This is a genomic window from Pseudolysinimonas kribbensis, assembly GCF_030161895.1.
GTDB lineage: Bacteria > Actinomycetota > Actinomycetes > Actinomycetales > Microbacteriaceae > Pseudolysinimonas > Pseudolysinimonas kribbensis.
In genome coordinates this window covers 1,734,911-1,759,929 of record NZ_BSVB01000001.1, presented here as the reverse complement: position 1 = coordinate 1,759,929, position 25,019 = coordinate 1,734,911, and the positions used below count along the sequence as shown (strand labels likewise).

The following is a 25,019-nucleotide window of genomic DNA, read 5'->3' as shown; positions in this document are numbered from 1 at the left end:
TCTCGATCACGCCCGGGCCTCCCGGGCCTCATCGGTCTCGCCGAACGACGCCTCGTAGGCGGCGAGCCACTCGCGCTGCGCCTCGATGACCGGGTGTGGCTCGCTGTACACGTGGGCGAACATGCTCGCCGGCTCGGGCACGGCGAGCTCGAAGATGCGCGTGCGCAGATCGGCCGCGGCATCCTCCGCCTCGGTCGCGACCTCCGCGAAGAACCCGTCGCCGACGCCGCGGGAGCGCAGGTAGTGCTCGAACCGGGTGATCGCGTCGCGCTCGCTCCAGACGTCGACCTCGTCGTCCTCGCGGTACTTGGTCGGGTCGTCGCTGGAGGTGTGGGCGCCCATCCGGTAGGTCATGGCCTCAATGAAGCGCGGCCCGCGGCCCCGCGCGCCTCATCGAGCGCGATGCGCGTCGTCGCGTACGCGGCGAGCACGTCGTTGCCGTCGATCTGCAGCGACGGGATGCCGTATCCGGCCGCCCGCTCGTACAACGGCGTGCGCGACTGCCGCGAGACCGGCACCGAGATCGCCCACTGGTTGTTCTGCAGGAAGAAGACCTGCGGCGTCTGATAGCTCGCGGCGAACACCATCGACTCGTGCACGTCGCCCTCGCTGCTGGCGCCGTCGCCGTAGTAGACGATCACCGCCTGGTCGCTCTCCGGATCGCCGCTCGCGATCGCGCCGTCGAAGCGCAGCCCCATGGCGTATCCGGTCGCGTGCAGCGTCTGCGAGCTCAGCACGATCGCGTAGAGGTGGAAGTTGCCGTTGGCCGCCGCGTCCCAGCCGCCGTGGCTGTTGCCCCGCAGCTGGCGGATGATCTCGAGAGGGTCGAGCCCGCGGATCCGGCCGACGACGTGCTCGCGGTACGACGGGAAGATGTGGTCCTGCGGCCGGGCAGCGTAGCCCGAACCGACCTGGGCGGCCTCCTGCCCCATGCTCGGGATCCACAGGGCGAGCTGACCCTGTCGCTGCAGGTTGCCCGCCTCGAGGTCGAATCGCCGGATGACGACCATCTGCCGATGGAAGTCGAGCAGCTGCTGCTCGTCGAGGGCGTCGATGACCGGCAGGTACCGCTCGGTCGCCTCGCTTCGGAGAAGGGTCCCCTCCGGCGAGAGCAGTTGGACCGTCGCCGACTCCTGGGACATGGTGACCACCCTATCCGCGGTGTTCAGGCCCCTTCTCGGAGCATTGCGACAACCTCCGCGGCCGACCGTAGGAGCGGATCGACAGATGCCTCCTCGCCGATCGACACCCGGATGCCGTCGGGCGCGAAGACCCGCGCGACGATCCCGTGGCGCTCCAGGATCTCGGCGGCGCGGGGGTGTCGTCGCCGGCGGCCAGCCAGACGAAGTTGCCCTGCGGCTCCGGGACGTCCCAGCCGGCCGATTGCAGGCCGTCGCGCACCCGGGTTCGGCGCTCCACGATCGCGTCGACCCGATCCCGGAGCTCGCCCTCGTGATCGAGCGCGGCGAGCGCGGCGCGCTGGGCCGGCTCGGTGACCGACAGCGGGATCGCGGCCGAGCGTGCTGCGTCGAGGATGTAGGCGGGTCCGGCCGCGTAGCCGACCCGCAGGCCGGCGAGCCCGAACGCCTTCGAGAACGTGCGCAGCACGACGAGGTTCGGGTACCGGTCCAGCAGCGACAGGCCCTCGACCGCGTGCGGGTCGGTGACGAACTCGCGGTAGGCCTCGTCGAGCAGCACGAGCACCGTCTCGGGCACCCTCGCCATGAACTCCTCGAACTCGGCGGTCGTGACGATCGTGGAGGTGGGATTGTTCGGCGTGCAGACCAGCACCGCCCGCGTGCGGTCGGTGATCGCCGCCGCCATGGCATCGAGGTCGTGCCGCCCGTCGGCCAGCACCGGTACGGTCACGCTGGTCGCTCCCGCGACCGTCACGAGACCCGGGTACGCCTCGAACGACCGCCAGGCGTAGAGCACCTCGTCGCCGGCACCGGCGGCCGCCGAGATCAGCTGCTGCAGGATCGCGACCGACCCCGCCCCGACATGCACCTCGTCGATCGAGACGCCGATCCGCTCCGCGAGACGCTCGCGCAACGCGACCGCGGCGCCGTCCGGGTACCGGTTGATGCTGGCTCCCGCGATCGCCTCGAGCACCGCCGGATGCGTCTCGAACGGATTCTCGTTGGACGACAGCTTGAACGCGTCGGGTGCGGCCGGCCGACCCTGCCGATACGGCACGAGCGCGGCGATCTCGGGACGGAGGATCACGGCCACGCCATGAGTTTAAGCGCCACGGCTCTGCCCGTTCCGCCGGCGGGGCCCTCGCGCCATGATGGGGTGCATGGGACGCCTCCTCCTCCGCCTGCTCATCTCGGCGCTCGCCCTCTGGCTGACGACGCTCATCATGAGCCCGCACGTGTCGATCAAGTCCTATGACGCCGACCCCGGGAACGTCTTCGCCTACATCGTGACCCTCGTGCTGGTCGCGCTCATCTTCGGCATCGTCAACGGCGTCATCGGCGGCATCATCCGCGTCGTCGCGTTCCCGCTCTATGTGCTCACGCTCGGTCTGATCTCGCTCGTGGTCAACGGGCTGCTCCTGCTGCTGGTCGCGTGGATCAGCAGCCTCCTCGGCTTCGGTCTCGCCGTCGAGAGCTTCTGGTGGGGGTTCTGGGTGCGATCATCATCGGCGTCATCAGCTGGCTGATCGGCATCATCGTGCGACCGTTCACGCGCTCGGTCGAGCGGCGCTGAGCCTCGCCGCCGGTCATCCTCCGCTCCCGTCGCGTCGGACGGCGTGATAAAGGGATGCCGTGATGGTCGATCCCGGCCGCCGGGCGTAGTCGCCGGCGAAGTCGTCGAGAGCCCGGGACTGGGCGCGCACGTCCTCGGAGCGGGCCGCGTCGATCGCCTGTGCCGTCGCGGCGTAGGCGACCCGCTGATGGCCCGGCGCCGCCTGATCGGTGGGCATCGTCGACGGATCCGCATACACCGTGCGCTCCACCTGCAGCAGATGGTGATCGGTCTGCGGTCCGGCCAGCGCCGGGATGAAGTCCTCCCGGTTGCGCACCGCCATGCCCTGGACGCCGTCCGGCAGCACCACGTTGCCCGACGGTGCGCCGAAGGTCTGCAGGCCCACGGCGTTCCAGTCGCCATCCGCCGCGATGCGGGCCGCGACCATCCCGCCCTGCGAGAACCCGACGAGCTGCACCTGGCTGGCGTCGGTGATCCCCGCATCCCTCATGGCGAGCTCGGTGGCGCGGATCGAGGCGACGTCCTCCCCGCCGACGCCGCCGACGTTGCTCGCCATGTCCCACGGCTCGCCCTCCGGCCGCGGGTCGAAGGTCTCGGTCGGTCCGACGTAGACGACGAACCGATCCGGCGATCCCGGCGCCGTGTACCGCTCGATGCGCACCTGGTCGCCCTCCGGCACCCGCTCCAGCCGCTGCGTCGCGCCGGAGGGTGCCGTGTCGACCCGTTGCCGGTCGACCCGCTGCACGTCGACGGGCGACTCCTCGAGCAGCCCGAGCCGTGGGCCGATCGCCATCAGGGCGTCGGCACTCGTCGCCATACCGGTCCGTCCGGTCGCGCCGAGCGCGACCGCGATCACCGGCGGGACGCCGGCGGCGGTCAGCATGCCCTCGTCCATGCCGTCCGCCACTCCGCGCACCGCCGCGACGAAGGTCGGATTGCCGGTCAGCTGCGGGTGCTGCTCGAGGAATCGCGCGAGGGCCGCCGGGTCGAGCTTGCGTCCGGTGAGCGCCTCGCCGCCGGCGATCCCGGCCAGGGCGCCGAGCACGAGCGCCGGGCCGCCGAAGAGGGCGCCCATCCGGAGCTGGGTGCCGAGCAGGGCACCGCCGACGCCCGCGAGTGCGTCGAACAGACCGTTGGCATCACGGCTCGCGGCGCTGTAGCGCTCGACGGCACGCGTGAGCCCGTCGTGCAGCCGCTCGGCCGTCGAGATGGCGGCGCGCAGGGCCTGCTCCACGGCGCCCAGCGGCGGGGCGTGGGGCACGAGCTCGGCGCGATGGATGGCGGCGAGGCCGTGCCGCAACCGCGAGGTCAGCGCGGCCGCCTGGGCGATGGCGGCCCGCATCCCATCCGTCGCGACGGTCGTCGAACCGGCCGCGGTCACGACGAGCGGACCCCGAGCTGCGGCGTCGGCGCGAAGTGCGACGCATCGGGAGGCGGCGGCTGGTTCGTGCCGGGCGCCAGCGGGGGCAGCAGTCGATCCGGCCCCGGGTCCGCGGGCCGCACCGGCGTGAGCGGCGACGTCGCGTGGTCCGGCGAGGGAGGCGGCGGGATCACGATGCCCCCGACACCCGCGCGCGGGCGCGATCCAGCTCGCCGAGCAGCACGGTCAGCCGCCCGCGCAGCTCGGATTGGAGCTGATCGCACGCCTGTGACGCCGGTCCGAGCCAGTCGCCGCTCGCCACGCGGGGCGGGTCGACGACCGCCGCCGCCACGTCGTCGACCACGGGTGAGAGAAGTCGGAAGAGCTCGGCACGTGCGTCCGGTTCGGACGGAAGCGGGATGACCATGGCTCGATCGTGGCGAGCGGAGCACCCCGCCGGGCCGCGCGGGACCCGATGCGGGGAGCACGGCGCGGGTCCGGATGCTGTGCAGGGGAGTCCGCCCCCGCGAAGATGGGGATGCGCACCCGCGACGGCGACCCGATCGCCGCCTTCCGCGTGTGCTTCGTGTGCACGGGCAACATCTGCCGGTCGCCCATGGCCGAGGCGGTGCTGCGCTCGCTCATCACGTCGCACGGCTACGAGCAGCGGCTGCAGGTCACGTCCGCGTCGACCGGCGATTGGCACGTCGGCGAGCGTGCCGACGCACGCACGATCGCCGCGCTCGCGGCCCGCGGCTACGACGCGTCGTCGCATCGGGCCCGGCAGTTCGAGGTCGACGAGTTCGCCCAGCACGATCTCGTGCTGGCCTTCGACCGCGGCCAGGAGCGCATCCTGCGCGGCTGGGCGACGAGCGACCTCGACCAGGGCAAGGTGCAGCTGCTGATGACGTTCGACCCCGATGGATCGGGCACGATGGACGTGCCGGATCCGTACTACTCCGATGCGGCGATGTTCGACGGCGTGCTCACGATGATCGAGCGCGCGACGTTCGCGCTGTTCCGGCAGCTCGAGCCCGGAATCCGACAGGGAGTCTCATGAGCCCGCTTCCTCCGCAGCCGATCAGCCCGCTCGACGGACGCTACCGGGCGGCGGTGGGCGGGATCGGGGAGCACCTCTCCGAGGCCGCCCTGAACCGGGCGCGCGTGCACGTCGAGGTCGAATGGCTCATCGCCCTCGCCGAGCGCCGCATGTTCGGTGCCGCGCCGCTCGACGACGCGCAGGCCGCGGCGCTGCGGGAGTTCGCGTCCGGATTCGGCGAGCCCGAGATCCGGGAACTCGCCCGCCTCGAGGCGACCACCCGGCACGACGTCAAGGCGGTCGAGTACCTGGTGCGCGCCCGGCTCGCCGAGCTCGGTCTCGACCGCGTCGCCGAGCTCACCCACTTCGCGTGCACGAGCGAGGACATCAACAACCTCGCCTACGCCCTGACGATCGGCGCCGCAGTGCACGAGGTGTGGCTGCCCCGGGCGCAGGAGGTGCTCGCCGCGATCGAGGAGCGCGCCCGTGCCGAGCGGGCGACGCCGATGCTCGCCCACACCCACGGACAGCCCGCGACCCCGACGACCTTCGGCAAGGAGCTCGCCGTCTTCGCGGCGCGGCTCGCGCGCGCGCTCGACCGCATCGACGACATCGAGATCCTCGGCAAGTTCAACGGCGCGACCGGCGACTACGCGGCCCACGTCGCCGCCGATCCGGATGCCGACTGGGAGTCGATCTCGCACGCGTTCGTCACCGGTCTCGGGCTCGTGTGGAACCCTCTCACCACCCAGATCGAGTCGCACGACTGGCAGGCCGAGCTCTATGCCGCGATCGCCCACGCCAACCGGATCCTGCACAACCTCTGCACCGACGTGTGGACCTACATCTCGATGGGCTACCTCTCGCAGATCCCGCAGGCCGGGGCGACCGGGTCGTCGACGATGCCGCACAAGATCAACCCGATCCGCTTCGAGAACGCCGAGGCCAACCTCGAGCTCTCGACCGCGCTGCTCAACTCGCTCGCCGCGACGCTCGTCACCAGCCGGATGCAGCGCGACCTCACCGACTCCACGACGCAGCGCAACGTCGGCGTCGCGCTCGGCCACTCGCTCCTCGCGCTCGACAACCTCGCCCGCGGGCTCGGCGAGGTCGCCGTCGACCGGGAGGCGCTGGCCGCCGACCTCGACGTCAACCAGGAGGTGCTGGCGGAGGCGATCCAGACCGTGATCCGGGCCGAGGTCGTCGCCGGACGCAGCACGATCTCGGATCCCTACGCCCTGCTCAAGGACCTCACGCGCGGGCACCGCCTGACCGCCGAGGAGCTGCGCGCGTTCGTCGAGCGTCTCGACATCGGGGACGTCGCGAAGCAGCGCCTGCTCGCCCTCACCCCCGCGACCTACACCGGGATCGCCGAGAGGCTCGTCGACCACCTCGAGTGACGACGCACGCCGCGGTCAGTGCCCGCTGGGGCGCTCGTCGTCGCGGTGCTCGTCGTCGCCGTGCTCGGCATCCGGTCGCTCGTCCTTCGGCACGACGGCCAGCAGCAGCATCGCCGTCACCACGAGGGCGACCACGAACGCGATACCGGCCCATTCGAGGGCGGTGAGCCACTCACGGGTGCCCATGACGACGATCGCGCCGACGAAGACGCCGATGATCGCGGCCACGACCACGAGCTCGGCGGGGCGCAGACGCGTGCCCAGACTCGGTTTCGCATTCACGTGCGGTCCTCCTCCTCCGGTTCGACCGGGGTTCGCAGCGACACCGCGGAGATGCCCTGCAGGACCCCCACGACGATCCCCCAGGCGCCGAGGAGCCCGACCAGCACGACCGAGGCGGTCAGGGTGCCGGTGATCCGTTCGATGCCGCCGAGGCTCTCGCGGTAGCCCGGCGGGACCACCAGGAACGCGAGACCGAGCGCCAGCGTGAGGGCACCGGTCAGGACCCAGTCCCGCGCCCCGCGGTCGACGCGGCGCGCGCGCAGCCCCGCCACGAGCTCCAGGGCGCCGGTCAGGATGCCGAACGCGCTGACGATCCCGACGAGCGCGATCACGTCGCCGCCGCCCGCGGCCGACGACAGCGCCACGAGACCCGAGATCCCGGCCACGAGCGTGACCGCCGCCTGGACGAGGAAGGTTCCGCGCACCGCGCGACGCAGCACCAGGAGCGCGCCGGCCAGGAGCAGGAGGCCCGCGACGACGCCGAAGACGCCGAACGCCACCAGTCCGAACCGGGCGGAGTGCCCTCCGGTGAAGGTGATCGCCAGCCCGAGGACGAGCGCGAGGGCGGCACGGGCGGCCGTCAGCATCCACGCCGCGACGCGCGGCCGATGCGGGGCGACGGCGGGCGCGGCGGACACGATCCTCAAGTGTACGGACGTGCCGCTGGGGGTCGGCCGCGAGGCCGGGCGTCCCGGTGCTCTAGACCCGCGACATGTCGCTGAAGCGCGAGTACATGCCGCTGAACGCCACGGAGATGGTGTCCTGCCGGCCGTTGCGGTGCTTCGCCACGATGAGGTCGGCCTCGCCGGCGCGCGGGTCGTCGCGCTCGAGGCCGGTCTCGCGGTGCAGCAGGATCACGATGTCGGCGTCCTGCTCGAGCGAGCCCGATTCACGCAGGTCGGACAGCGCGGGCTTCTTGTCGGCGCGCGCCTCGGCGTTGCGGTTGAGCTGCGAGAGCGCGACGACCGGCACGTCGAGCTCCTTGGCCAGCAGCTTGAGCGCCCGCGAGAACTCGCTGACCTCCTGCTGGCGGTTCTCGACCTTCTTGCCCGAGGTCATGAGCTGCAGGTAGTCGATGATGACGAGCTTGAGTCCGACGCGCTGGCTGAGGCGCCGGCATTTGGCCCGGATCTCGACGAGCGTCATGTTGGGGCTGTCGTCGATGAACAGCGGCGCGTCGGCGATCTCTCCGCGCGTGTTGGCCAGCCGCGCCCAGTCGCGCGGGTCCATGTTGCCCTTGCGCAACGTGTGCATCGGGATGGAGGACTCGGCCGCGAGCAGGCGCGTCGCGATCTCGCTGCGCCCCATCTCGAGCGAGAAGAACAGGGTCGGCATCTTCTTCGTGATGGTGGCCGACCGCGCGAAGTCGAGTGCGAGCGTCGACTTGCCGAGTCCGGGGCGGGCGGCGACGATGATCAGCTGGCCGCCGTGCAGGCCGTTGGTCAGCTCGTCGAGGTCCGCGAACCCGGTGGGCACCCCCGCCATCTCGCCGTCGCGTCCGCTCGCCAGCTCGATCTCGTCGACCGCGGTCTGGATCGCGTCGACGAGCGGCACGTAGTCCTCGGCCTCGACGCCGCCGGTCACGCCGTAGATCTCCGCCTGGGCGTTGTTGACGAGATCGACGACCTCCTCGCTGGCGTAACCCATCTGCACGATGCGCGTGCCCGCCTCCACCAGGCGGCGCAGCACCGCCTTCTCGGCGACGATCGATGCGTAGAAGCCGGCGTTGGCGGCGGTCGGCACGAGGGCCGTGAGCGTGTGCAGGTACTCGGCTCCGCCGGCGCGCTGCAACTCCCCGCTCTTGGTGAGCTCATCGGTGACGGTGATGACGTCGGTGGGCTCGCCGTGCGAGTACAGGGTCAGGATCGCGTCGTAGACGAGCTCGTGCTTCGGGATGTAGAAGTCGACGCCGCGGACGGTCTCGATGACGTCGGCCACCGCGTCCTTGCTGAGCAGCATGCCGCCCAGAGCGCTCTGCTCGGCGAGCAGGTCGTGCGGCGGCGTCCGCTCGCCCTGCCAGGCCTCGCGCTCGGCGCGCTCCCCCGGTCACCGGCAAGACCGAGATGGGCGATCGACATCGGGCGTTCCCTCCTGAGCTCATGCTGACGCCACCGACCATCCCAGCGACGACCGACACACGGGGGCGCGCTCGGCGATCCCGCCCCCGCGGGAGGTCGACCTGATCGGCGACGCCTCAACGTAGGGAGGCGCGGGCGAGGGGGACAAGCCGACCCTGTGGATAGATCTGTGCAGAATCGGCGCGAAACGCCGCACGTCGTGTGAAGAAGATGTGGACTCAGCTGTGGGAACTCGGCGATCTGTTCGTGTTCACACCTGTCTGACCAGGCATTTCGCCGTTCTCCCCCTGTGTGGAGAAAGAGGCCTACACCGCCGCTTGAAGCTTTGCCTCTTGACAAGTCGGCTGTGGACGGGTGAGCTCCGGACGACGCCGAAAGTGCAGAGCGGCGTCCCCCGGATGGGGGACGCCGCTCGCGATGTGACGGGTCTACTTCGCGGCCACCACGTCGAGGGTGATGGCGGCGACGACGTCCTCCCGCAGACGCACCGACGCCTCGTGCCGGCCGACGGCCTTGATGGGTGCGGCGAGCTCGATGGTCCGCTTGTCGATGCTGCCGATACCGGCAGCCGACACCGCATCGGCGATGTCCTCGGTCTTCACCGAGCCGAACAGGCGCCCCTCGCGACCGGCCTTGACGGTCAGCCTGACGGTCGTGTCCTCGAGCTTGGCCTTGAGCGACTGGGCCTCCTCGAGGGTCGCCAGCTCGCGCGCGGCGCGGGCCGCCTTGATCTGGTCGATCTGCTTCTCCCCGCCGCGGCTCCAGGCCACGGCGAAGCCCTGCGGGATGAGGTAGTTGCGGGCGTACCCGTTCTTGACCTCGACGACGTCACCGGCCGAACCCAGGCCGGAGACCTCGGAGGTGAGGATGAGCTTCGACATCCGTATCTCCTATCGTCCCGAGCCCGCGTACGGAAGGAGCGCCATCTCGCGCGCGTTCTTGACCGCGCGGGCGATGAGACGCTGCTCCTGCACGGAGACGCCGGTGATGCGACGGGCGCGGATCTTGCCGCGCTCCGAGACGAACTTGCGAAGGGTCGCGACGTCCTTGTAGTCGATCACGCCGACCTTGATGGACTTCGCCGGAGCGGCGTTCTTGCCGCCCTTGGGAACGCGCTTGCGGCGATCCCCGGTGCTCTTACCTGGCATGTGCTGTTGCTTTCTCTCTGCCCTGATCCGCGGATCAGAACGGGGTCTCGTCGTTGTAGTTCGCGCCGGGCGTGCTCCACACGTCGTCGGAGCCTCCGCCGGTCGAGCCGCTCGCGGCCCACGGCTCGTCGGCGACCGCGCCCTGCGGGCGTCCGCCGCCGGCCGCGCCACCCGCGCCGCCACCGGAGCCGCCCGAGGTGCGCGTCACCTGCGCGGTCGCGTAGCGCAGGCTCGGTCCGATCTCGTCGACCTCGAGCTCGATCGCGGTGCGCTTGTTGCCGTCGCGGTCGTCGTAGGAGCGCTGCCGGAGGCGGCCGGTCGCGACGACGCGGCTGCCCTTCGTCAGCGAGCCGGCCACGTGCTCCGCGAAGTCGCGCCAGCAGGACGCGCGGAGGAACAGCGCTTCGCCGTCCTTCCACTCGTTGGCCTGGCGGTCGAACGTGCGCGGCGTGGATGCGATCGTGAAGTTGGCGACGGCGAGCCCGCCCTGCGTGTAGCGCAGCTCGGGGTCGGCCGTCAGGTTGCCCACGACGGTGATGATCGTCTCGCCCGCCATGGCCTACTCGGCCTTCTCGTCCGCGGCGGCTGCGGCGGGCGCCGCGGGCGCGACCGGTGCGGCGGGCGCCTCGGCGGCGGCCTTGGCCGGCGCCTTCGCGGCGGCGGCGGCCTTGCGCTCGGCGCGCTTGGCCTCGTCGGCGGCGTGCGCGGCCACGCGGGCCACGGCCTCCTCGGCGCGCAGCACCTTCGTGCGCAGCACGGCCTCGGACAGCTTCAGCTGACGGTCGAGCTCCTGGGTCGCCGCGGACTCCGCGGTGAAGTTGACGACGGCGTAGATGCCCTCGCTCTTCTTCTGGATCTCATAGGCCAACCGGCGGCGTCCCCAGATGTCGACGTTGTCGATCGTGCCGCCATCGTTGCGGATGACGTTGAGGAACCGATCCAGGCTGGGGGCGACGGTGCGCTCATCGATCTCGGGATCGAGGATGACCATCAACTCGTACTGGTGCGTCACTAACCCACCTCCTCTGGACTAGAACGGCTGCAGACGATCTGCAGCAGGAGGGTATTGACACGGTCCGGCGCGGGCGGAGCCCGGCGGACAACCTGTCGAGTATAGGCGCCCGAGCGCGGTGTTAGCGAGCCGAGTACCACGCGCGAAGGCGGCGCTCCGCCTCCGCGGGGTCGAGCGGACCCTCGTCCAGGCGGGTCTCGAGGAGAAATCGGTACGCCTGACCGATGACAGGCCCCGGCCCGAGGTCCAGGATCCGCATGATCGCTTCGCCGTCCAGATCGGGCCGGATCGCCGCCAGCTCCTCCTCCTCGGCGAGCGCCGCGATCCGCTCCTCGAGGTCGTCGTAGGCGAAGCCGAGCCGGTCGGCCTTGCGGCGGTTGCGGGTCGTCACGTCGGCGCGCGAGAGGATGTGCAGCCGTTCGAGGAGGGGGCCGGCATCCCGCACGTAACGACGCACCGCGGAGTCGGTCCACGCACCGTCCGCGTAGCCGAAGAAGCGCAGGTGCAGCCGGATGAGCTCCGAGACGGCCTTGACGACGGCGTTGTCGAAACGCAGCTCGCGCAGTCGCTTCGCCGCCATCCGGGCGCCGAGCGCGTCGTGGTGGTGGAAGCTGACCGCTCCCCCGGCTCGATCACCCGGGTCGCCGGCTTGCCGATGTCGTGCATCAGCACCGCGAGCCGCAGCACCAGGTCGGGGGCGTGCCCGCGGGCGCGCTCGAGCTCGATCGCCTGCTCGAGCGCCGTGAGGCTGTGCTCGTAGACGTCCTTGTGCCGGGCGTGCTCGTCGATCTCGAGCCGCAGGGCCGGAACCTCGGGCAGTACGAGGTCGGCGAGCCCGGTGTCGACGAGCAGCCGGATGCCGGTCACGGGCCGCGAGCTGAGCAGCAGCTTGGTGAGCTCGTCGCGCACCCGCTCCGCCGAGACGATCCCGATGCGATCCGCCAGGCGCTGGGCGGCCGCGAACGCCTCCGGGTCGAGCTGCGCGCCGAGCTGCGCCGCGAATCGCGCCGCGCGCATCATCCGCAGCGGGTCGTCGCCGAACGAGACCTCCGGCGGCGACGGCGTGCGCAGCCGGCCGGCGAGCAGGTCGTCGAGGCCGCCGGTCGGGTCGACCAGCCGCGGCTCCGGGCCGGGCGCGAGCACGAGCGCCATCGCGTTCATGGTGAAGTCGCGGCGCACGAGGTCGCCCTCGAGCGTGTCGCCGAAGGCGACGACCGGCTTGCGGGACTCGCCCGAGTAGGCGTCGCTGCGATAGGTCGTGATCTCGACGGTCGCGCCGCCGAGGCGCGCGCCGATGGTGCCGAACTCGCGGCCGACGTCCCAGTGCGCGTCGGCGAGCGGCGCGACGATCGCGAGGATCTCGTCGGGCCGAGCCGACGTCGTGAGGTCCAGATCCGACAGCTCGCGGTCCAGGAACGCGTCGCGCACCGAACCGCCGACGAGGGCGAGCTCCTGCCCGGCCGCGGAGAAAGCGTGGGACAACCCGGCGAGTTCCGGGGTGGATGCCAGCCCCCGCAACCGCTCCACGGCCGCCGCGACGCTCAGCATGGCCTCCATGCTCCCACAGCGGGCGAGGCCGATCGCGAGCGGCGCCCACCCCTGCAGCGGAGGTCCGCGCGAGGCGCGACTCCTACAATCGGGGTCATGTCCCCGGCGCTCGGAACGGCTCAGGCGTGCGCCTGATGCGCGGTGCCGGCCGATCCTGGGTCGCCGGCCTCGCCGCCGCCGGCGTCCTCGTCGCCGCGCTCGGCGGTCTCGGACCCGCCACGGCCGCGGGCCTGCGATCGGGTGCCGCGGGCGACGATCCCTCGGGCTCCTCCCCGGCCGAGCTGGCATCCGGGCGCACCCTCACGCCGGGCACGGGACCGGTCTCGATCGCGGTGATCGTGCCGATCACGATGCCGTCGAGCACCCGCGGAACCGGCCTCATCTCCGCCGACACGCTCGCCACCGACACGGGCCCGGCCGGCGTGCTCACCCGCCAGCTCGACGCTGTCAGCGGCACCGCCGCCGTGCTGGCGATCGATCCGATGATCGTCGCGTCGATCCGGGTGCTCGGCACGGCGGCGCCGGCGTCCGCGCGCGCCTGGCTCGAGCGCCTCGAGGCGCTGCCGAACGAGATGTTCCCGCTGGCATACGCCGACGCCGATCCCGGAGTCCTCGCCCACGCCACCGGGGGCCTGGCGCTGCTCGACCAGCTCGACTTCCGGTTCGCGATCGACCCGGGCCGCTTCGGGCCGGCGGCATCGCCCTCCGCGACGCCGACGCCGAGCGGGAGCCCGAGCGGCGGACCGGCGCCGCACGCGACGCCGACGACCCCCGCTGGCCCCCGCCCCTCCCGACGGATGCCGACGTGCTCGCGGGCGACTACGTCACGACCGATGTCGCGTGGCCCGCGCCCGGAACCGTCTCGACCGCCGACCTCGGTCCGCTGCGCGACGCCGGGTTCCACTCGGTCCTGCTGAGCTCGCGCAACGTGTCGGCGACGACGACGGCACGGGTGCGGCTCGACGGGATCGACGGTCTGATCAGCGACGACGGGCTCAGCGAGATCGCCCGGCAGGCGGTCGAGTCGCTCGGCGACGCCGCGCTCCAGCAGGGCCTGCAGCGCCTCGACACCGCGCTCGACGGCATGGCCGCGGTCGCCCCGGGCCGGTCGGTGATCGCGACGCTGGACCGCGGGTGGTCGGTCGGCGCCACGCATGTGCACGAGCTGCTGCAGAACATCGACCAGGAGTCCTCGGCGCAGTCCGTCGGGCTGGCGGCGGTGCTCGCCGGCCCGGCCGCCGATGCGAAGGTCGTCGACGGATCGGTGCCCGCCGCCGGCGCCGCACTCGTGGGCGAGGTGGTCGGCACCGTCGCCCCCGAAGCGGCGTTCGCCACCATCGCCGGGGACCAGGCCACGAAGATCACCGCACCACGGCGACTCCAGCTGCTGTCGACCATGTCGGTCGCGTGGGTCGAGTCGGCCACCGGATGGGCCGAGCGCCTGCAGAGCTACCTCGCGTCATCGTCCGCTCTGCTCGCGAAGGTGAAGATCGTCCACGGCAGCAGCGTGCTGGTCACGGCCGCCAATACGACCATCCCGGTGACCGTCAGCAACGCGCTGTCGGTGCCGGTCACGGTGCTCGTGAACGTCGCACCCCGCCGGGCGACCCTGCACGTCGGCGGCGCCGATGTCCAGCTCAAGATCGAGCCGGATGCGACCGCCCGCGCCCTGGTGCCCGCCCAGGCGATCAGTCCGGGAACCGTGCTCGCGACCATCTCCCTGCACAGTGCCGCGGATCCCTCGGTGGCGATCGGGGCGCGCGACACGATGACGGTCAACCTCCGCCCGTCGTGGGAGGGCATCGGCACCGGGGTGATCGTCGTGCTGCTCGCGCTGGTCTTCGGCGGCGGCATCGTGCGCCAGGTGCTGCGGCGCCGCCGGAACCGTGCGGCGAGCGTCGACAACGACGACAAGGCCCCGGGCGACGACGACCCGGGCGACGGCCCTGCCACGGACGCCGCTCCGGATGCCGCGCCCCACGACCCCGGGTCCCGGACGTGACCGCCCCGCCCCCGCTTCCGGGCTCCCCGGCGGCGCCGCCCGCGCGCATGGGCCGTGCCTCGGCGCTGCTCGCCTCCGGCACGATCGTGTCGCGCGTGCTGGGGTTCCTGAGCGCCTTCGCGCTGACCACCGTCATCGGTCTGAACAACCAGGGCGCGAACGCCTTCGCCGTCGCGAACACGCTGCCCAACAACATCCTGCCGCTCGTCTCCGGCGGACTCCTCAGCGCGACCCTGGTGCCGGCGATCGTCCGCGCCGCCCGCCACGCCGACGGCGGTGACGTGTTCGTCAGCCGGTTGATCACGCTCGGGACCACCGCGTTCCTCGTCGTCACGCTCGTCGCCGTCGGGCTGGCGCCCGTGCTCGTCGGGATCTACACCGCGGGCGGCGGCGGCAACGCGCTCGCCGGCGCCGGCGTACAGCTCACCCTGGCGATGTCGTTCTGGTGCCTGCCGCAGCTGTTCTTCTACGCCCTCTTCGCCCTGCTCGGCGAGGTGCTGAACGCCCGCGGGGTCTTCGGGCCGGTCACGTGGGTGCCGGCGATCAACAACATCGTCGTCATCGCGAGCCTCGTGCTGTTCTGGGCGCTGTTCGGCAACGACCACGTCGAGCGAACGGCCGGCACCTGGACGCCCGCGCAGGTCGCCGTCCTCGCCGGCGGCGCCACGCTCGGGGTGATCGTGCAGTGCATCGCACTCGCGTTCTTCTGGCGTCGCACGGGCCTGCGATTCCGCATCGACTTCCGCTGGCGCGGGCTCGGCACGGTGGGCCGGATCGGCGCGTGGACCTTCGGCATGGTGCTCATCAGCCTGGTCGCGGGCATCGTGCAGACCAACATCGCGCTGACCGCGGGAGCAGACGACGCGTCCGCCGCGGTCCTGAAGACGGCGTGGCTCATCTACGTGCTGCCGCACTCGATCATCGCCCTGTCGATCGCGACCGCCTACTACAGCCGGATGAGCGCCCACGCCCGCGACGGACGCCTCGCCGACATGCGCGCGGATGTCTCGGCGTCGCTGCGGCAGATCGGCCTGCTCGTGACGGGCGCCGCGGTCGCGCTCGCGGTCGCCGCCGTCCCGTTCGCCGCCTTCTTCTCGCACACCCGCGGCGAGCTCACCGGCACCGCCTTCGTGCTGCTTGGGTACCTGCCCGGGCTCGTGCCGTTCGGCATCCTGTACGTGCTGCAGCGCGCGTTCTTCGCCCTCGCCGACACCCGCACGCCGTTCTGGATCCAGCTGCTGCAGGGCGTGCTGTTCTGCGGGCTGGCATGCACGATGCTCGCGGCGCCGGGCGAGTGGGTCGCGGCCGGCATCGCGCTCGCGACGACGGTCGCGGGCTTCGTGCAGACGCTCGTCTCCGCCCTCGTGCTGCGGCGCCGGATGGGCGGGATCGACGGCGGTCGGCTGCTGCGCCGTCTCGGCGTGTTCGCGCTCGCCACCATCCCGGCCGCGCTGGTCGGCCTGGCCGTGCTCGCTGCGCTGGGCGGCCTCGACCTGTCGCAGGGGATCGCCGCGGGTCACGGATTCGCCGCCGGTCTCGGATTCACCGCCGCCTCACGGGGTGCAGCCTTCGTGAGCGTCCTCGTCGTCGGCGGGGTCACCGCCCTCGTGTACCTCGCCGTGCTCGCGGCGCTCCGGGTGCCCGAGCTGCGCGACCTGCTCGCGCCGGTGCGCCGGATCCTGCGCCGGGGATGAGCCGGGGCGCGGGAACATCCCGTGCCTACGATGTGTTGTACTCCCCAGCACTACGGAGGCTTCCATGCGGCAGGTCATCATCATCGGCTCGGGCCCGGCTGGCTACACGGCGGCGATCTACGCCGCGCGCGCGAATCTCAAGCCGCTCGTGATCGCGAGCTCGGTCGACTTCGGCGGCGAGCTCATGAAGACGACCGAGGTCGAGAACTTCCCCGGCTTCCCCGACGGCATCATGGGGCCGGACCTCATGATCCAGATGCAGAACCAGGCCGAGCGGTTCGGCGCCGAGATCGTCTACGACGATGTCGTGGAGCTCTCGCTCGCGGGCGAGGTCAAGACCGTGAAGCTCGGCAACGGCGACGTGCACGAGGCGCTGACCGTCATCTATGCGACGGGGTCGGCGTATCGCAAGCTGGGTCTCGAGGACGAGACGCGGCTCTCGGGCTACGGCGTCTCGTGGTGCGCCACCTGTGACGGCGCGTTCTTCCGCCAGAAGAAGGTCGCGGTCGTGGGCGGCGGCGACTCGGCGCTCGAGGAGGCCACCTTCCTCACCCGGTTCGCCGACGTCGTGTACCTCGTGCACCGTCGCGACGAGCTGCGCGCCTCCGTCGCGATGCAGGACCGCGCGAAGGCGGATCCGAAGATCCGGTTCGTCTGGAACAAGGAGGTCGCCCACATCTACGGCGACGAGAAGGTCACCGGCGTGGGCCTGGTCGACACGGTCGACGGGTCGGAGACCACGCTCGACGTGAGCGGTCTGTTCGTGGCGATCGGCGCCGACCCGCGCACGCACCTCGTGCACGGCCAGCTCGATCTCACGCCCGAGGGGACGATCGCCGTGCAGGGCCGCACCTCCAAGACGAATCTGCCGGGCGTCTTCGCGGCGGGCGACGTCATCGACCCCACCTACAAGCAGGCGGCGACCGCGGCCGGCTCGGGCGTCGTGGCGGCCCTCGACGCCGAGCACTACCTCGCGGCCCTGCCGAAGGAGCTGCTCGCCCGGGCCGAGGGCGGCTCCCGTCGCCGTGCCGGCCTGACGATCGCCGACCGGAATACGGACGCCGCCGGCGGCGTTGTCTCAGCAGGTTCGTTTCAGGAAGAAGGACAGATGAGTGCCAAGGAAGTGACCGACGCGACCTTCGAGGCCGACGTCCTGCAGTCCGAGAAGCCGATCATGGTCGACTTCTGGGCGGAGTGGTGCGGGCCGTGTCGCGCGGTGTCGCCCATCCTCGACAAGATCGCGGAGGAGAACTCCGACAGGCTCCAGATCGTCAAGCTCAACGTCGACGACAATCCGGAGACCGCGATGAAGTACGGCATCACCTCGATCCCCGCGATGAAGGTGTTCAAGGGCGGCGAGGTCGTCAAGACCGTCATCGGCGCCAAGCCCAAGCCCGCCCTCGAGGCGGACCTCGCGGAGTTCCTCGCGTAGCCAATCCGGCATCGGCGGCCTCGTCCCCTCTCGGGGGCGGGGCCGTTTGGTCGTTGGCGGCTACCCTGGGTCGGGTGACCCAGCAGCAGGGCAACAACCTCGACCCCTGGTACGACAGCTACGCCGAGCGCACCGCCGGCCTCGCCGCCTCCGAGGTGCGCGCCCTGTTCGCCGTCGCCAGCCGGCCCGAGGTGGTCTCCTCGCCGGCGGTATGCCGTACGTCTCGGCCCTGCCCCGGCAGCTCGTCGAGACCGCCGTGGAGCGCACGGTGCGCGAGCACGGTCCGGTCGCGCTGCAGTACGGATCGGGTCAGGGGATGCCGCGCCTGCGCGAGCAGATCCTCGAGGTCATGGCGCTGGAGGGCATCCGGGGCAGCGTCGACGATGTCGTCGTGACCACCGGATCGCAGCACGCGCTCGAGCTGATGGCGAAGCTCTTCCTCGATCCCGGCGACGTCGTGATCGCCGAGGGACCGAGCTACGTCACGGCGATCACCGTGTTCAAGAGCTTCCAGGCCGAGATCGTGCACGTCGAGATGGACGAGGGCGGTCTCGTGCCCGAGGCCCTGCGCGCGACGATCGTGCGTCTTCGCGAGGCGGGCCGTCGCATCAAGCTGCTCTACACGGTGCCGTCGTTCCACAACCCGATGGGCGTGACCCTCAGCTGGCAGCGCCGCATGGAGGTGCTCGAGATCGCCCGGGACGCCGGCATCCTGGTGCTCGAGGACAACCCCTACGGACTGCTCTACTTCGATCAGGCGCCCCCGCAGGCGATGCGCTCGATCGAGGAGGACGGCGTCGTCTATCTGGGCACGTTCTCGAAGACCCTCGCTCCCGGCCTCCGGGTCGGCTGGGCCCTGGCGCCGCACGCGATCCGCGAGAAGCTCGTGCTCGCCAACGAGGCGGCGGTGCTCTCCCCGAGCTCGTTCTCGCAGCACGTCATCTCCGAGTACCTCGACACGGCCGACTGGCGCGGTCAGATCGACACGTTCCGCGGCGTCTACCGCGAGCGCCGCGACGCGATGCTCGCCGCGCTCGCCGAGCACCTCCCCGGCCTGCGCTGGACGGTGCCGAACGGCGGGTTCTACGTGTGGCTGCGCCTGCCCGAGCAGCTGGACTCGAAAGCGATGCTGCCCCGCGCCGTGAAGGAGCTCGTGGCGTACACGCCCGGCACGGCCTTCTACGCGGACGGCGGTGGGCGCGACGCCATGCGGCTCTCGTTCTGCTACCCCACTCCGGATTTCATCCGCGAGGGCGTCCGACGTCTCGCCGCCGTCATCAGCGGCGAGCTGACGCTGCTCAACGAGTTCGCGCAGACCCAGCCGCTGCCGGCGCACCCCGAGCGACAGAGCGTGCTGCCGCCCAACGTCGGCTGACCCGGAGCCCTTCGCCATGACCGAACTGCACCGCGTCGTCGTGCTCGCGGGCGGCATCTCGCACGAGCGCGACGTGTCGCTGCGCTCCGGCCGTCGCGTCGCCGACAGCCTCCTCGAGCACGGGCTGCACGTCGAGCTCGTCGATCCGGATGCCACCCTCCTCGCCGCGCTCCGGGCCGACCCGCCCGACGTGGTCTGGCCCGCCCTGCACGGCGCGAGCGGGGAGGACGGCGCCCTGCGCGGGCTGCTGGAGTTCCTCGGCATCCCGTTCGTCGGATCGCTCTCCGACGCGGCCCGCCTCGCGTGGGACAAGCCGACCGCCAAGGCGATCGTCGCCCGCGCCGGGGTCGCCACCCCGAGGTCCATCACGCTCGGGCGCGACGCGTTCCGTGAGCTCGGCGCGAACGCGGTCTTCGAGGCGATCGCCGACGAGCTCCCGGTGCCGCTCGTGGTCAAGCCCGCGCGCGGCGGCTCGGCGCAGGGCGTGACCATCGTCGAGGACCGCGCCGGGCTGCCGCGCGCGATGGTGGACGCCTACACCTATGGGGATGTCGCGCTCGTCGAGCAGCGGATCACCGGCACCGAGATCGCGATCGGCATCATCGACACCGGCGACGGCCCGGTCGCCCTGCCGGCGGTCGAGATCGAGCCGCTCTCGGGCGTCTACAGCTTCGAGGCCCGCTACAACGCGGGTGAGACCCGCTTCTACGTGCCGGCGCGCATCGACCGGGGCGTCGCCGCGGCCGCAACCGAGGCCGCTCTCACCGCTCACCGGGCGCTGGGGCTCCGGCACCTCTCCCGGGTCGACCTCATCATCGACGGCGCCGGGACCGCCTGGTTCCTCGAGGCGAACGTGCTGCCGGGTCTCACCGAGACCTCGCTCCTGCCGCAGGCGCTGGAGGCGGCCGGGCACGATCTCGGCTGGGTCTACGCGGAGCTCGCGCGCGCAGCACTCCGCTCGTAGCATCCGCGGTGGCGGTCGCGCAGTAAGAAAGACCGAGGCACGTAACCGGCATTCCCAGTTATCCGCCGAAGCCGTCTTCGCCGAGCTCCCCGAGAATACGGTTGAGGTCGCCGACCGTCGCGAACTCGATGGTGAGCGTGCCCTTGCTCGCCCCGAGCGCGATCCGCACCCGGGTGTCGAGCCGATCGCCGAGGCGTTCCGCGATCTCGTCGAGCTGACCCTGACGACGACCCTTGGTCGGCTTCGGCGCCGCGCCCGGTCTCGTCGGCTTCGTGAGCGACACCGCCGCCTCCGCCGCGCGCACCGACAGGTCCTCGTTGACGATCTTGTCGGCGAGCCGCTGCATGGCATCCGGCTCCCCCGCGGCGAGGATCGCCCGCGCGTGACCGGCGCTCAGGACGCCCGAGGCGACGCGGCGCTGGATCGGCTCCGGCAGCCGCAGCAGCCGCAGGGTGTTCGTGATCTGCGGACGCGATCGCCCGATCCGCGTGGCCAGTTGCTCCTGAGTGATGCCGAAGTCCGCGAGCAGCTGCTGGTAGGCCGACGCCTCTTCGATCGCGTTCAGCTGAGCGCGATGCAGGTTCTCGAGCAGAGCGTCGCGCAGCATGGCGTCGTCCGCCGTGTCGCGCACGATGGCGGGGATGCTCGGCAGCCCGGCGATCTTGGTCGCGCGCAACCGGCGCTCGCCCATGATCAGCTCGTAGTGCGCCTCGCCGGCCCCCGCGTCGGAACGGGGCCGGACCACGACCGGCTGCAGGACGCCGAACTCGCGGACCGAGACGACGAGCTCGTCGAGCGCCTCCTGGTCGAACTCCGTGCGCGGCTGCTGCGCATTGGGAACGATGTCGGCGGGATCCAGGCTGACGAGCCGCGCGCCGGGGACGTTGACCAGACCGTCCGCGGTGTCCGCGGCGAAGAACACGTCGACCGGCCGCTCGGTCGAGGGTCGCCGACCCTGCTCCTCGGCGGTCGGGATCAGGGCACCGATCCCGCGGCCGAGGCCGGTGCGCTTCGCGGCAGCCATCAGCGGCCTCCTCGTCGGGCGATCTCGGCCGCCGCCTCGCGATACGAGAGCGATCCAGGCGAGTTGGCGTCGTAACTGATCACACTCTGGCCATAGCTCGGGGCCTCCGAGATCCGCACCGACCGCGGGATGAGCGTGTTGAGCACCTGCTCGGGGAAGTGCTGGCGCACCTCCTCGACCACCTGGTTCGCCAGGTTCGTGCGCGAGTCGTACATCGTGAGGAGGATCGTCGAGACATCGAGGGCCGGGTTCAGGTGGTGCTGGATCAGCTGGATGCTGTTCAGCAGCTGGCTGAGCCCTTCCAGCGCGTAGTACTCGCACTGGATGGGGATGAGCACCTCGCGCGCCGCGACGAACGCGTTGATGGTCAGCAGCCCGAGCGAGGGCGGGCAGTCGATGAGCACGTAGTGCACGTCGTGATCGAGCAGGTACGCGTCGAGGGCGCTGCGCAGACGCTGTTCGCGGGCCACGAGTGAGACGAGTTCGATCTCGGCGCCCGCGAGATGGATGGTCGCCGGTACGCACGTCAGGCCGGGGAACTCGGGGCTCGACTGCACGACATCCGCCAGGGGCACGTCGCTCACGATGACGTCGTACACGCTCGCGGTCTCCGACCGGTGCTCGACGCCGAGCGCCGTGGACGCGTTCCCCTGCGGATCCAGGTCGATCACCAGCACCTTCGCACCGGATTGCGCGAGCGCCGCCGCGAGGTTGACCGTGGTGGTCGTCTTGCCGACGCCGCCCTTCTGGTTCGAGACCGTGATGATCCTCGTCGCCTCCGGCAACGGGAGCACCTGCTCGGCGAGCAGCGTGCGCCGGCGGGCGATGTCTGCGACCTCGGAGGCGAGGGGCGTTCCCCCATCGAGTCGTTCGCCGCTCACCGGGCTCCGTCCGTCGTCATTCGTCGAGGTTTCACGTGAAACACCGCGGTCCGGGTCGCCCGCGGAACCAGACAACTGTACCCGCGTGCTTCGACCGGCAGCCGCGGCCGTCGTCGTCCGGTGGAGGCCCGGTCCTGTGGGAAAGGAGTCATCCCACGCTCGCTCGGAAGACGCGGGTCGTCTCGGTCCCGAGCCCGGCGCCGAGCTCGAGCACCTCGACGTCACGCAGCCGAGCCGCCGCGATCGCCTTCCGTGCCGCGGTCAGCTCTTCCGCCACACGGGCGCCCTTCATGAGGAGCAGCTCGCCCTCCGCCCGGACCAGGGGCGCGGTCAGCGGGATGAGGGTCCGCAGAGCCGCCACCGCCCGCGCGGTGACCTGGTCCAGCGCGAGGTCGCTGATGTCCTCGGCGCGCGCCCTCAGCACCTCGACATTGGCGAGCCCGAGCCGCTCGGCCTCGTCGCGCAGCCATTCGGTGCGCCGCTCCATCGGTTCGATGAGCACGATGTGCACGTCCGGCCGGGCGATCGCGAGCACGATGCCCGGCAGGCCGGCGCCGCTGCCCACATCTCCCACCCGCCCGGGACGAAGGAGCGGGGCGAGCAGGACGCAGTTGAGAAGATGCCGGCTCCAGAGCCGGGACAGCTCCTGCGGCCCGATGAGTCCCAGCTCCTCGCCACGACGAGTCAGCTGTCCCGCATAGCTCCGCGCCCGCTCGATCCCGGCCCCGAACAACTGCGCCGCGACAGCGGGCTCCGGCTCGGATTCCGGCGCCGATGTTTCACGTGAAACGCCCCGGTCGGGCAGGTGGGCCGACATGCCGCGTCAGGCGCGGGTGATGACCGTATGCCGGTCGCGACCCTCGCCCTCCGACTCCGACACGAGGCCCCGCTCCGCAACCAGATCATGCACGATCTTGCGCTCATAGCTCGACATCGGGGGAGCGAGGCGGATGCCGCACCCTCCTCGAGGCGCGCGACCGCGCGGTCCACGAGGGCGGCGAGCTCACCCGCGCGCGTATCGCGGGAGCCGCCGATGTCGAGGATCAGACGCGAGAACCGGCCCGTGCGGTTCTGCACGGCGAGCCGGGTGAGTTCCTGGACCGCCGCCACGGTGTCCGGCTTCGACAGCACGCTCAAGTCGGAGCTGTCGGAGGCGGTCACCGAGACGTAGGCGCGACCGGAGCGAGCGTCGATGTCGATGTCGCCGTCGAGGTCGGCGATGTCGAGCAGCTCCTCGATGTAGTCCGCGGCGATGTCGCCCTCGTCGATGAGCTCCTGCTCGGAGGGCTCCGCCGACGTGCTCGGTCCGGCCGGCTCCTCCGCCCACGTCTCGGCGAGCTCGGCCTGCTCGGCGGTGTTCATCGCCTGGTCGTCAGTCGGCTGCATCGCCGACTGCTCCTGCTGGGTCGCATCCGACATCGTCAGCGGCCGCCCTTCTTCTTGCGGTTCTTGCTCGTCGGCTGCTGCCGCTGAGTGGTCTCCCGTTTCGGCGCGGCGCTCGGGCCGTCCGCAGCGGCCTCGAGGGCGATGCCGCCCGGTCCGTCCGGGTCCTCCCCGCGGGCAAGCGCACGAGCGTGCGCCTTCCGGGCGAGTCGCGCCTCCCGAGCGAGGGCGGCCTCACTGCCGGGGGTCGGCAGGTTCCGGATGACGAGGTACTGCTGCACGAGCGTCCACACGTTCGAGGTCAGCCAGTAGAACATCGCGCCGATCGGGAAGGCGAAGCCGGAGAAGATGAAGATGAGCGGCAGGACGTAGAGCAGCATCCGCTGCTGGCGGTACATCGGGCTCGCCTTGGTCTCCGGCGACATGTTCTTGGACACCAGCTGGAGCTGCGTGAAGAACTGCGAGCCCGTCATGAGCACGACGATCACCGCGGCGATGATGACCACGACCCATTCGGTGCCCCACGCCGTCTGGATGCTGTCCTTCAGCGGCGCGACGCCGAACAGGTTGGCGCGGTAGAGGCTTTCGACCAGGTCCTTGGAGAACAGGCCGACGCCGGCGTGGAAGTGCCCCTGGGCATCAGGCTTCGCCTCGTTGAGCGTCGGCAGCAGGCTGAAGAAGACCGGCATCTGGATCAGCAGCGGGAGGCAGGAGCTCAGCGGGTTGGTACCCGCCTTCTTGTACATCTCCATGGTCTCGCGCTGCATCGCCTCGCGGGAGAACTGGTCGCGCTTGCCCTTGTACTTGTCCTGGATCTTCTTGAGCTGCGGCGCGATCTCCATCATCTTGCGCTGGCTCTTGATCTGACGGACGAAGACCGGGATGAGCGCAGCCCGGACGATCACGGTCAGACCCACGATGGAGAGCACCCAGGTCAGGCCGGCATCGCCGTCCATCCCGAACACGTTCTCGAAGACCCAGTGGAACCCCACGAGGATCGCCTCGATCACCCACTTGATGGGCGTGAGGACCGTGCCGATCCCGTTGATGATGCCGTTGAGGTCCACGTGTCAGCCCTTTCCGTGGCCCGTCGCGACGACGAAGCCGAAGTCCGTGATGCGGTAGCGCGGCACCCGGCGCTGGGGAACGTCGTCGACGCCGCCCTTCGCCCAGGGGTGGCAGCGAGCGATCCGCCAGGCGCCCAGGGCGACGCCCGCGATCACCCCGTGCCGCTGGATCGCCTGCAGAGTGTATGCGGAGCAGCTGGGGTAGTACCGACAGACGTCCCCGTACAGCGGAGAGATGACCGCCCGGTACCCGCGCAGGATGAGCACGCAGGCGTTGCGCGGCAGCAGCCAGAGGAACTCGAGCACGATCATCGCGCGAGCTCCGCCCGCATCCGGCCCGACAGCTCGCTCCAGCTCAATTGCGCCGAGCCCGGCAGCGCCCGCACCACCACGTCCTCGCCGGCGCGCCCGGCATCCACCAGCTCGCGCCCGACCGCGCGCATACGGCGACGCAGCCGATTCCGCTCGACGGCGCCACCGACGGCCCGGGAGACGATGAACCCGAAACGCAATGGTTGGCCGTCGCGGGCGAGTCGGTAATAGACGACCTCAGGCGTGGCGTGCCGACGGCCCCGACGGACGGCGGCGCGGAACTCGTCCGCCGTGGTCACGCGATTG

At 71.3% G+C, this 25,019-nt stretch carries 23 protein-coding genes and 6 pseudogenes; 10 read left to right on the top strand and 19 right to left on the bottom strand.

What is annotated here, in order from left to right; all coding sequences use genetic code 11:
* Positions 1–6: 6 nt before the first annotated feature.
* Together QQK35_RS09835 and QQK35_RS09830 are read right to left on the bottom strand one after the other, a co-directional pair.
* Positions 7–1,142: pseudogene (locus tag QQK35_RS09835) on the bottom strand (thiamine pyrophosphate-dependent enzyme).
* Positions 1,143–1,152: 10 nt separating this feature from the next.
* Complete coding sequence (locus QQK35_RS09830) at positions 1,153–2,232, bottom strand: histidinol-phosphate transaminase (RefSeq protein WP_348534923.1); 1,080 nt, start codon at positions 2,230–2,232, stop codon at positions 1,153–1,155.
* Positions 2,233–2,299: 67 nt separating this feature from the next.
* Between QQK35_RS09830 and QQK35_RS09825 the strand changes: the two genes are divergently transcribed.
* Positions 2,300–2,665 carry a phage holin family protein gene (locus QQK35_RS09825; protein ID WP_284254003.1) on the top strand — a complete coding sequence of 122 codons (366 nt, stop codon included), beginning with the start codon at positions 2,300–2,302 and terminating at the stop codon, positions 2,663–2,665.
* A gap of 60 nt (positions 2,666–2,725) precedes the next feature.
* Here QQK35_RS09825 and QQK35_RS09820 read toward each other — a convergent pair whose 3' ends face one another.
* Positions 2,726–4,093, bottom strand: coding sequence for a hypothetical protein (locus tag QQK35_RS09820; RefSeq protein ID WP_284254002.1), 1,368 nt, complete (start codon positions 4,091–4,093; stop codon positions 2,726–2,728).
* 169 nt (positions 4,094–4,262) lie between these two features.
* On the bottom strand, positions 4,263–4,499 hold the full coding sequence (locus tag QQK35_RS09815; protein WP_284254001.1) for a hypothetical protein: 237 nt from the start codon (positions 4,497–4,499) through the stop codon (positions 4,263–4,265).
* A 111-nt stretch (positions 4,500–4,610) separates the two neighbouring features.
* Between QQK35_RS09815 and QQK35_RS09810 the strand changes: the two genes are divergently transcribed.
* Both QQK35_RS09810 and purB read left to right on the top strand, forming a co-directional pair.
* Positions 4,611–5,132 (top strand): low molecular weight protein-tyrosine-phosphatase, encoded by a 522-nt coding sequence (locus QQK35_RS09810; RefSeq protein WP_284254000.1) that lies wholly within the window; start codon positions 4,611–4,613, stop codon positions 5,130–5,132.
* Entirely contained in the window at positions 5,129–6,511 is a 1,383-nt protein-coding gene (gene purB / locus QQK35_RS09805; RefSeq protein ID WP_284253999.1) for an adenylosuccinate lyase, read from the top strand. Before QQK35_RS09810 ends, purB begins: the two co-directional genes overlap by 4 nt.
* 15 nt (positions 6,512–6,526) lie before the next feature.
* Here purB and QQK35_RS09800 read toward each other — a convergent pair whose 3' ends face one another.
* The 8 genes and pseudogenes from QQK35_RS09800 to QQK35_RS09765 all read right to left on the bottom strand — a co-directional run bounded on the left by QQK35_RS09800 (position 6,527) and on the right by QQK35_RS09765 (position 12,579).
* Positions 6,527–6,793 carry a hypothetical protein gene (locus QQK35_RS09800; RefSeq protein WP_284253998.1) on the bottom strand — a complete coding sequence of 89 codons (267 nt, stop codon included), beginning with the start codon at positions 6,791–6,793 and terminating at the stop codon, positions 6,527–6,529.
* Entirely contained in the window at positions 6,790–7,431 is a 642-nt protein-coding gene (locus QQK35_RS09795) for a DUF308 domain-containing protein (protein WP_284253997.1), read from the bottom strand. Before QQK35_RS09795 ends, QQK35_RS09800 begins: the two co-directional genes overlap by 4 nt.
* Before the next feature lie 61 nt (positions 7,432–7,492).
* Positions 7,493–8,871: pseudogene (gene dnaB, locus QQK35_RS09790) on the bottom strand (replicative DNA helicase).
* A gap of 428 nt (positions 8,872–9,299) precedes the next feature.
* A complete protein-coding gene (gene rplI, locus QQK35_RS09785) occupies positions 9,300–9,752 on the bottom strand; it encodes a 50S ribosomal protein L9 (RefSeq protein WP_284253996.1) in 453 nt (150 codons plus the stop codon).
* 9 nt (positions 9,753–9,761) lie between these two features.
* The gene (rpsR, locus tag QQK35_RS09780; RefSeq protein ID WP_284253995.1) at positions 9,762–10,019 is read right to left on the bottom strand and encodes a 30S ribosomal protein S18; all 258 of its coding nucleotides are present in this window, start codon (positions 10,017–10,019) and stop codon (positions 9,762–9,764) included.
* A gap of 34 nt (positions 10,020–10,053) precedes the next feature.
* Positions 10,054–10,575, bottom strand: a complete 522-nt coding sequence (locus QQK35_RS09775; protein WP_284253994.1) for a single-stranded DNA-binding protein — start codon at positions 10,573–10,575, stop codon at positions 10,054–10,056.
* Positions 10,576–10,578: 3 nt separating this feature from the next.
* Positions 10,579–11,010 (bottom strand): 30S ribosomal protein S6, encoded by a 432-nt coding sequence (gene rpsF, locus QQK35_RS09770; RefSeq protein ID WP_425564960.1) that lies wholly within the window; start codon positions 11,008–11,010, stop codon positions 10,579–10,581.
* 142 nt (positions 11,011–11,152) lie between these two features.
* A pseudogene (locus QQK35_RS09765) lies at positions 11,153–12,579 on the bottom strand (CCA tRNA nucleotidyltransferase).
* 134 nt (positions 12,580–12,713) lie between these two features.
* Between QQK35_RS09765 and QQK35_RS09760 the strand changes: the two are divergent.
* From QQK35_RS09760 to QQK35_RS09730, 7 genes and pseudogenes are all read left to right on the top strand, one after another.
* Positions 12,714–13,496: a P-loop NTPase family protein gene (locus QQK35_RS09760; RefSeq protein WP_284253992.1), complete on the top strand. Its 783-nt coding sequence runs from the start codon at positions 12,714–12,716 to the stop codon at positions 13,494–13,496.
* Positions 13,385–14,581: a DUF6049 family protein gene (locus tag QQK35_RS09755; RefSeq protein WP_284253991.1), complete on the top strand. Its 1,197-nt coding sequence runs from the start codon at positions 13,385–13,387 to the stop codon at positions 14,579–14,581. Before QQK35_RS09760 ends, QQK35_RS09755 begins: the two co-directional genes overlap by 112 nt.
* Entirely contained in the window at positions 14,578–16,275 is a 1,698-nt protein-coding gene (murJ, locus tag QQK35_RS09750) for a murein biosynthesis integral membrane protein MurJ (protein WP_284253990.1), read from the top strand. The genes QQK35_RS09755 and murJ overlap by 4 nt, the downstream gene beginning before the upstream one ends.
* 64 nt (positions 16,276–16,339) lie before the next feature.
* Positions 16,340–17,257 (top strand): annotated as a pseudogene (gene trxB / locus QQK35_RS09745) (thioredoxin-disulfide reductase); the annotation flags it as partial.
* A 126-nt stretch (positions 17,258–17,383) separates the two neighbouring features.
* Positions 17,384–17,707 carry a thioredoxin gene (trxA, locus tag QQK35_RS09740; protein WP_284255667.1) on the top strand — a complete coding sequence of 108 codons (324 nt, stop codon included), beginning with the start codon at positions 17,384–17,386 and terminating at the stop codon, positions 17,705–17,707.
* A gap of 65 nt (positions 17,708–17,772) precedes the next feature.
* Positions 17,773–19,082 (top strand): annotated as a pseudogene (locus QQK35_RS09735) (aminotransferase-like domain-containing protein).
* A 16-nt stretch (positions 19,083–19,098) separates the two neighbouring features.
* On the top strand, positions 19,099–20,046 hold the full coding sequence (locus QQK35_RS09730) for a D-alanine--D-alanine ligase family protein (protein WP_284253989.1): 948 nt from the start codon (positions 19,099–19,101) through the stop codon (positions 20,044–20,046).
* A gap of 58 nt (positions 20,047–20,104) precedes the next feature.
* On the opposite strand, the gene QQK35_RS09725 is transcribed toward QQK35_RS09730, so the two are convergent.
* The 7 genes and pseudogenes from QQK35_RS09725 to rnpA all read right to left on the bottom strand — a co-directional run bounded on the left by QQK35_RS09725 (position 20,105) and on the right by rnpA (position 25,012).
* Entirely contained in the window at positions 20,105–21,070 is a 966-nt protein-coding gene (locus tag QQK35_RS09725) for a ParB/RepB/Spo0J family partition protein (RefSeq protein WP_284253988.1), read from the bottom strand.
* Entirely contained in the window at positions 21,070–21,951 is an 882-nt protein-coding gene (locus QQK35_RS09720) for a ParA family protein (RefSeq protein WP_284253987.1), read from the bottom strand. Before QQK35_RS09720 ends, QQK35_RS09725 begins: the two co-directional genes overlap by 1 nt.
* Before the next feature lie 148 nt (positions 21,952–22,099).
* Positions 22,100–22,768 carry a 16S rRNA (guanine(527)-N(7))-methyltransferase RsmG gene (gene rsmG, locus QQK35_RS09715; RefSeq protein ID WP_284253986.1) on the bottom strand — a complete coding sequence of 223 codons (669 nt, stop codon included), beginning with the start codon at positions 22,766–22,768 and terminating at the stop codon, positions 22,100–22,102.
* Positions 22,769–22,774: 6 nt separating this feature from the next.
* Positions 22,775–23,313: pseudogene (locus tag QQK35_RS09710) on the bottom strand (Jag family protein).
* Positions 23,314–23,372: 59 nt separating this feature from the next.
* Positions 23,373–24,401, bottom strand: a complete 1,029-nt coding sequence (gene yidC, locus QQK35_RS09705; protein ID WP_284253985.1) for a membrane protein insertase YidC — start codon at positions 24,399–24,401, stop codon at positions 23,373–23,375.
* A gap of 3 nt (positions 24,402–24,404) precedes the next feature.
* Positions 24,405–24,713 (bottom strand): membrane protein insertion efficiency factor YidD, encoded by a 309-nt coding sequence (yidD, locus tag QQK35_RS09700; RefSeq protein WP_284253984.1) that lies wholly within the window; start codon positions 24,711–24,713, stop codon positions 24,405–24,407.
* Positions 24,710–25,012 carry a ribonuclease P protein component gene (gene rnpA / locus QQK35_RS09695; protein ID WP_425564934.1) on the bottom strand — a complete coding sequence of 101 codons (303 nt, stop codon included), beginning with the start codon at positions 25,010–25,012 and terminating at the stop codon, positions 24,710–24,712. The genes yidD and rnpA overlap by 4 nt, the downstream gene beginning before the upstream one ends.
* Between the last annotated feature and the right edge of the window lie 7 nt (positions 25,013–25,019).

Excerpts from the sequence above, each read along its gene's own strand:
- QQK35_RS09725 (WP_284253988.1), bottom strand. The coding sequence starts at position 21,070 with ATGGCTGCCGCGAAGCGCACCGGCCTCGGCCGCGGGATCGGTGCCCTG.
- trxA (WP_284255667.1), top strand. The coding sequence starts at position 17,384 with ATGAGTGCCAAGGAAGTGACCGACGCGACCTTCGAGGCCGACGTCCTG.
- QQK35_RS09815 (WP_284254001.1), bottom strand. The coding sequence starts at position 4,499 with ATGGTCATCCCGCTTCCGTCCGAACCGGACGCACGTGCCGAGCTCTTC.
- yidD (WP_284253984.1), bottom strand. The coding sequence starts at position 24,713 with ATGATCGTGCTCGAGTTCCTCTGGCTGCTGCCGCGCAACGCCTGCGTG.
- rplI (WP_284253996.1), bottom strand. The coding sequence starts at position 9,752 with ATGTCGAAGCTCATCCTCACCTCCGAGGTCTCCGGCCTGGGTTCGGCC.
- QQK35_RS09825 (WP_284254003.1), top strand. The coding sequence starts at position 2,300 with ATGGGACGCCTCCTCCTCCGCCTGCTCATCTCGGCGCTCGCCCTCTGG.
- rpsF (WP_425564960.1), bottom strand. The coding sequence starts at position 11,010 with ATGGTCATCCTCGATCCCGAGATCGATGAGCGCACCGTCGCCCCCAGC.
- QQK35_RS09760 (WP_284253992.1), top strand. The coding sequence starts at position 12,714 with ATGCGCGGTGCCGGCCGATCCTGGGTCGCCGGCCTCGCCGCCGCCGGC.
- rsmG (WP_284253986.1), bottom strand. The coding sequence starts at position 22,768 with ATGTCGGCCCACCTGCCCGACCGGGGCGTTTCACGTGAAACATCGGCG.
- QQK35_RS09810 (WP_284254000.1), top strand. The coding sequence starts at position 4,611 with ATGCGCACCCGCGACGGCGACCCGATCGCCGCCTTCCGCGTGTGCTTC.
- QQK35_RS09730 (WP_284253989.1), top strand. The coding sequence starts at position 19,099 with ATGACCGAACTGCACCGCGTCGTCGTGCTCGCGGGCGGCATCTCGCAC.
- rpsR (WP_284253995.1), bottom strand. The coding sequence starts at position 10,019 with ATGCCAGGTAAGAGCACCGGGGATCGCCGCAAGCGCGTTCCCAAGGGC.
- purB (WP_284253999.1), top strand. The coding sequence starts at position 5,129 with ATGAGCCCGCTTCCTCCGCAGCCGATCAGCCCGCTCGACGGACGCTAC.
- QQK35_RS09775 (WP_284253994.1), bottom strand. The coding sequence starts at position 10,575 with ATGGCGGGCGAGACGATCATCACCGTCGTGGGCAACCTGACGGCCGAC.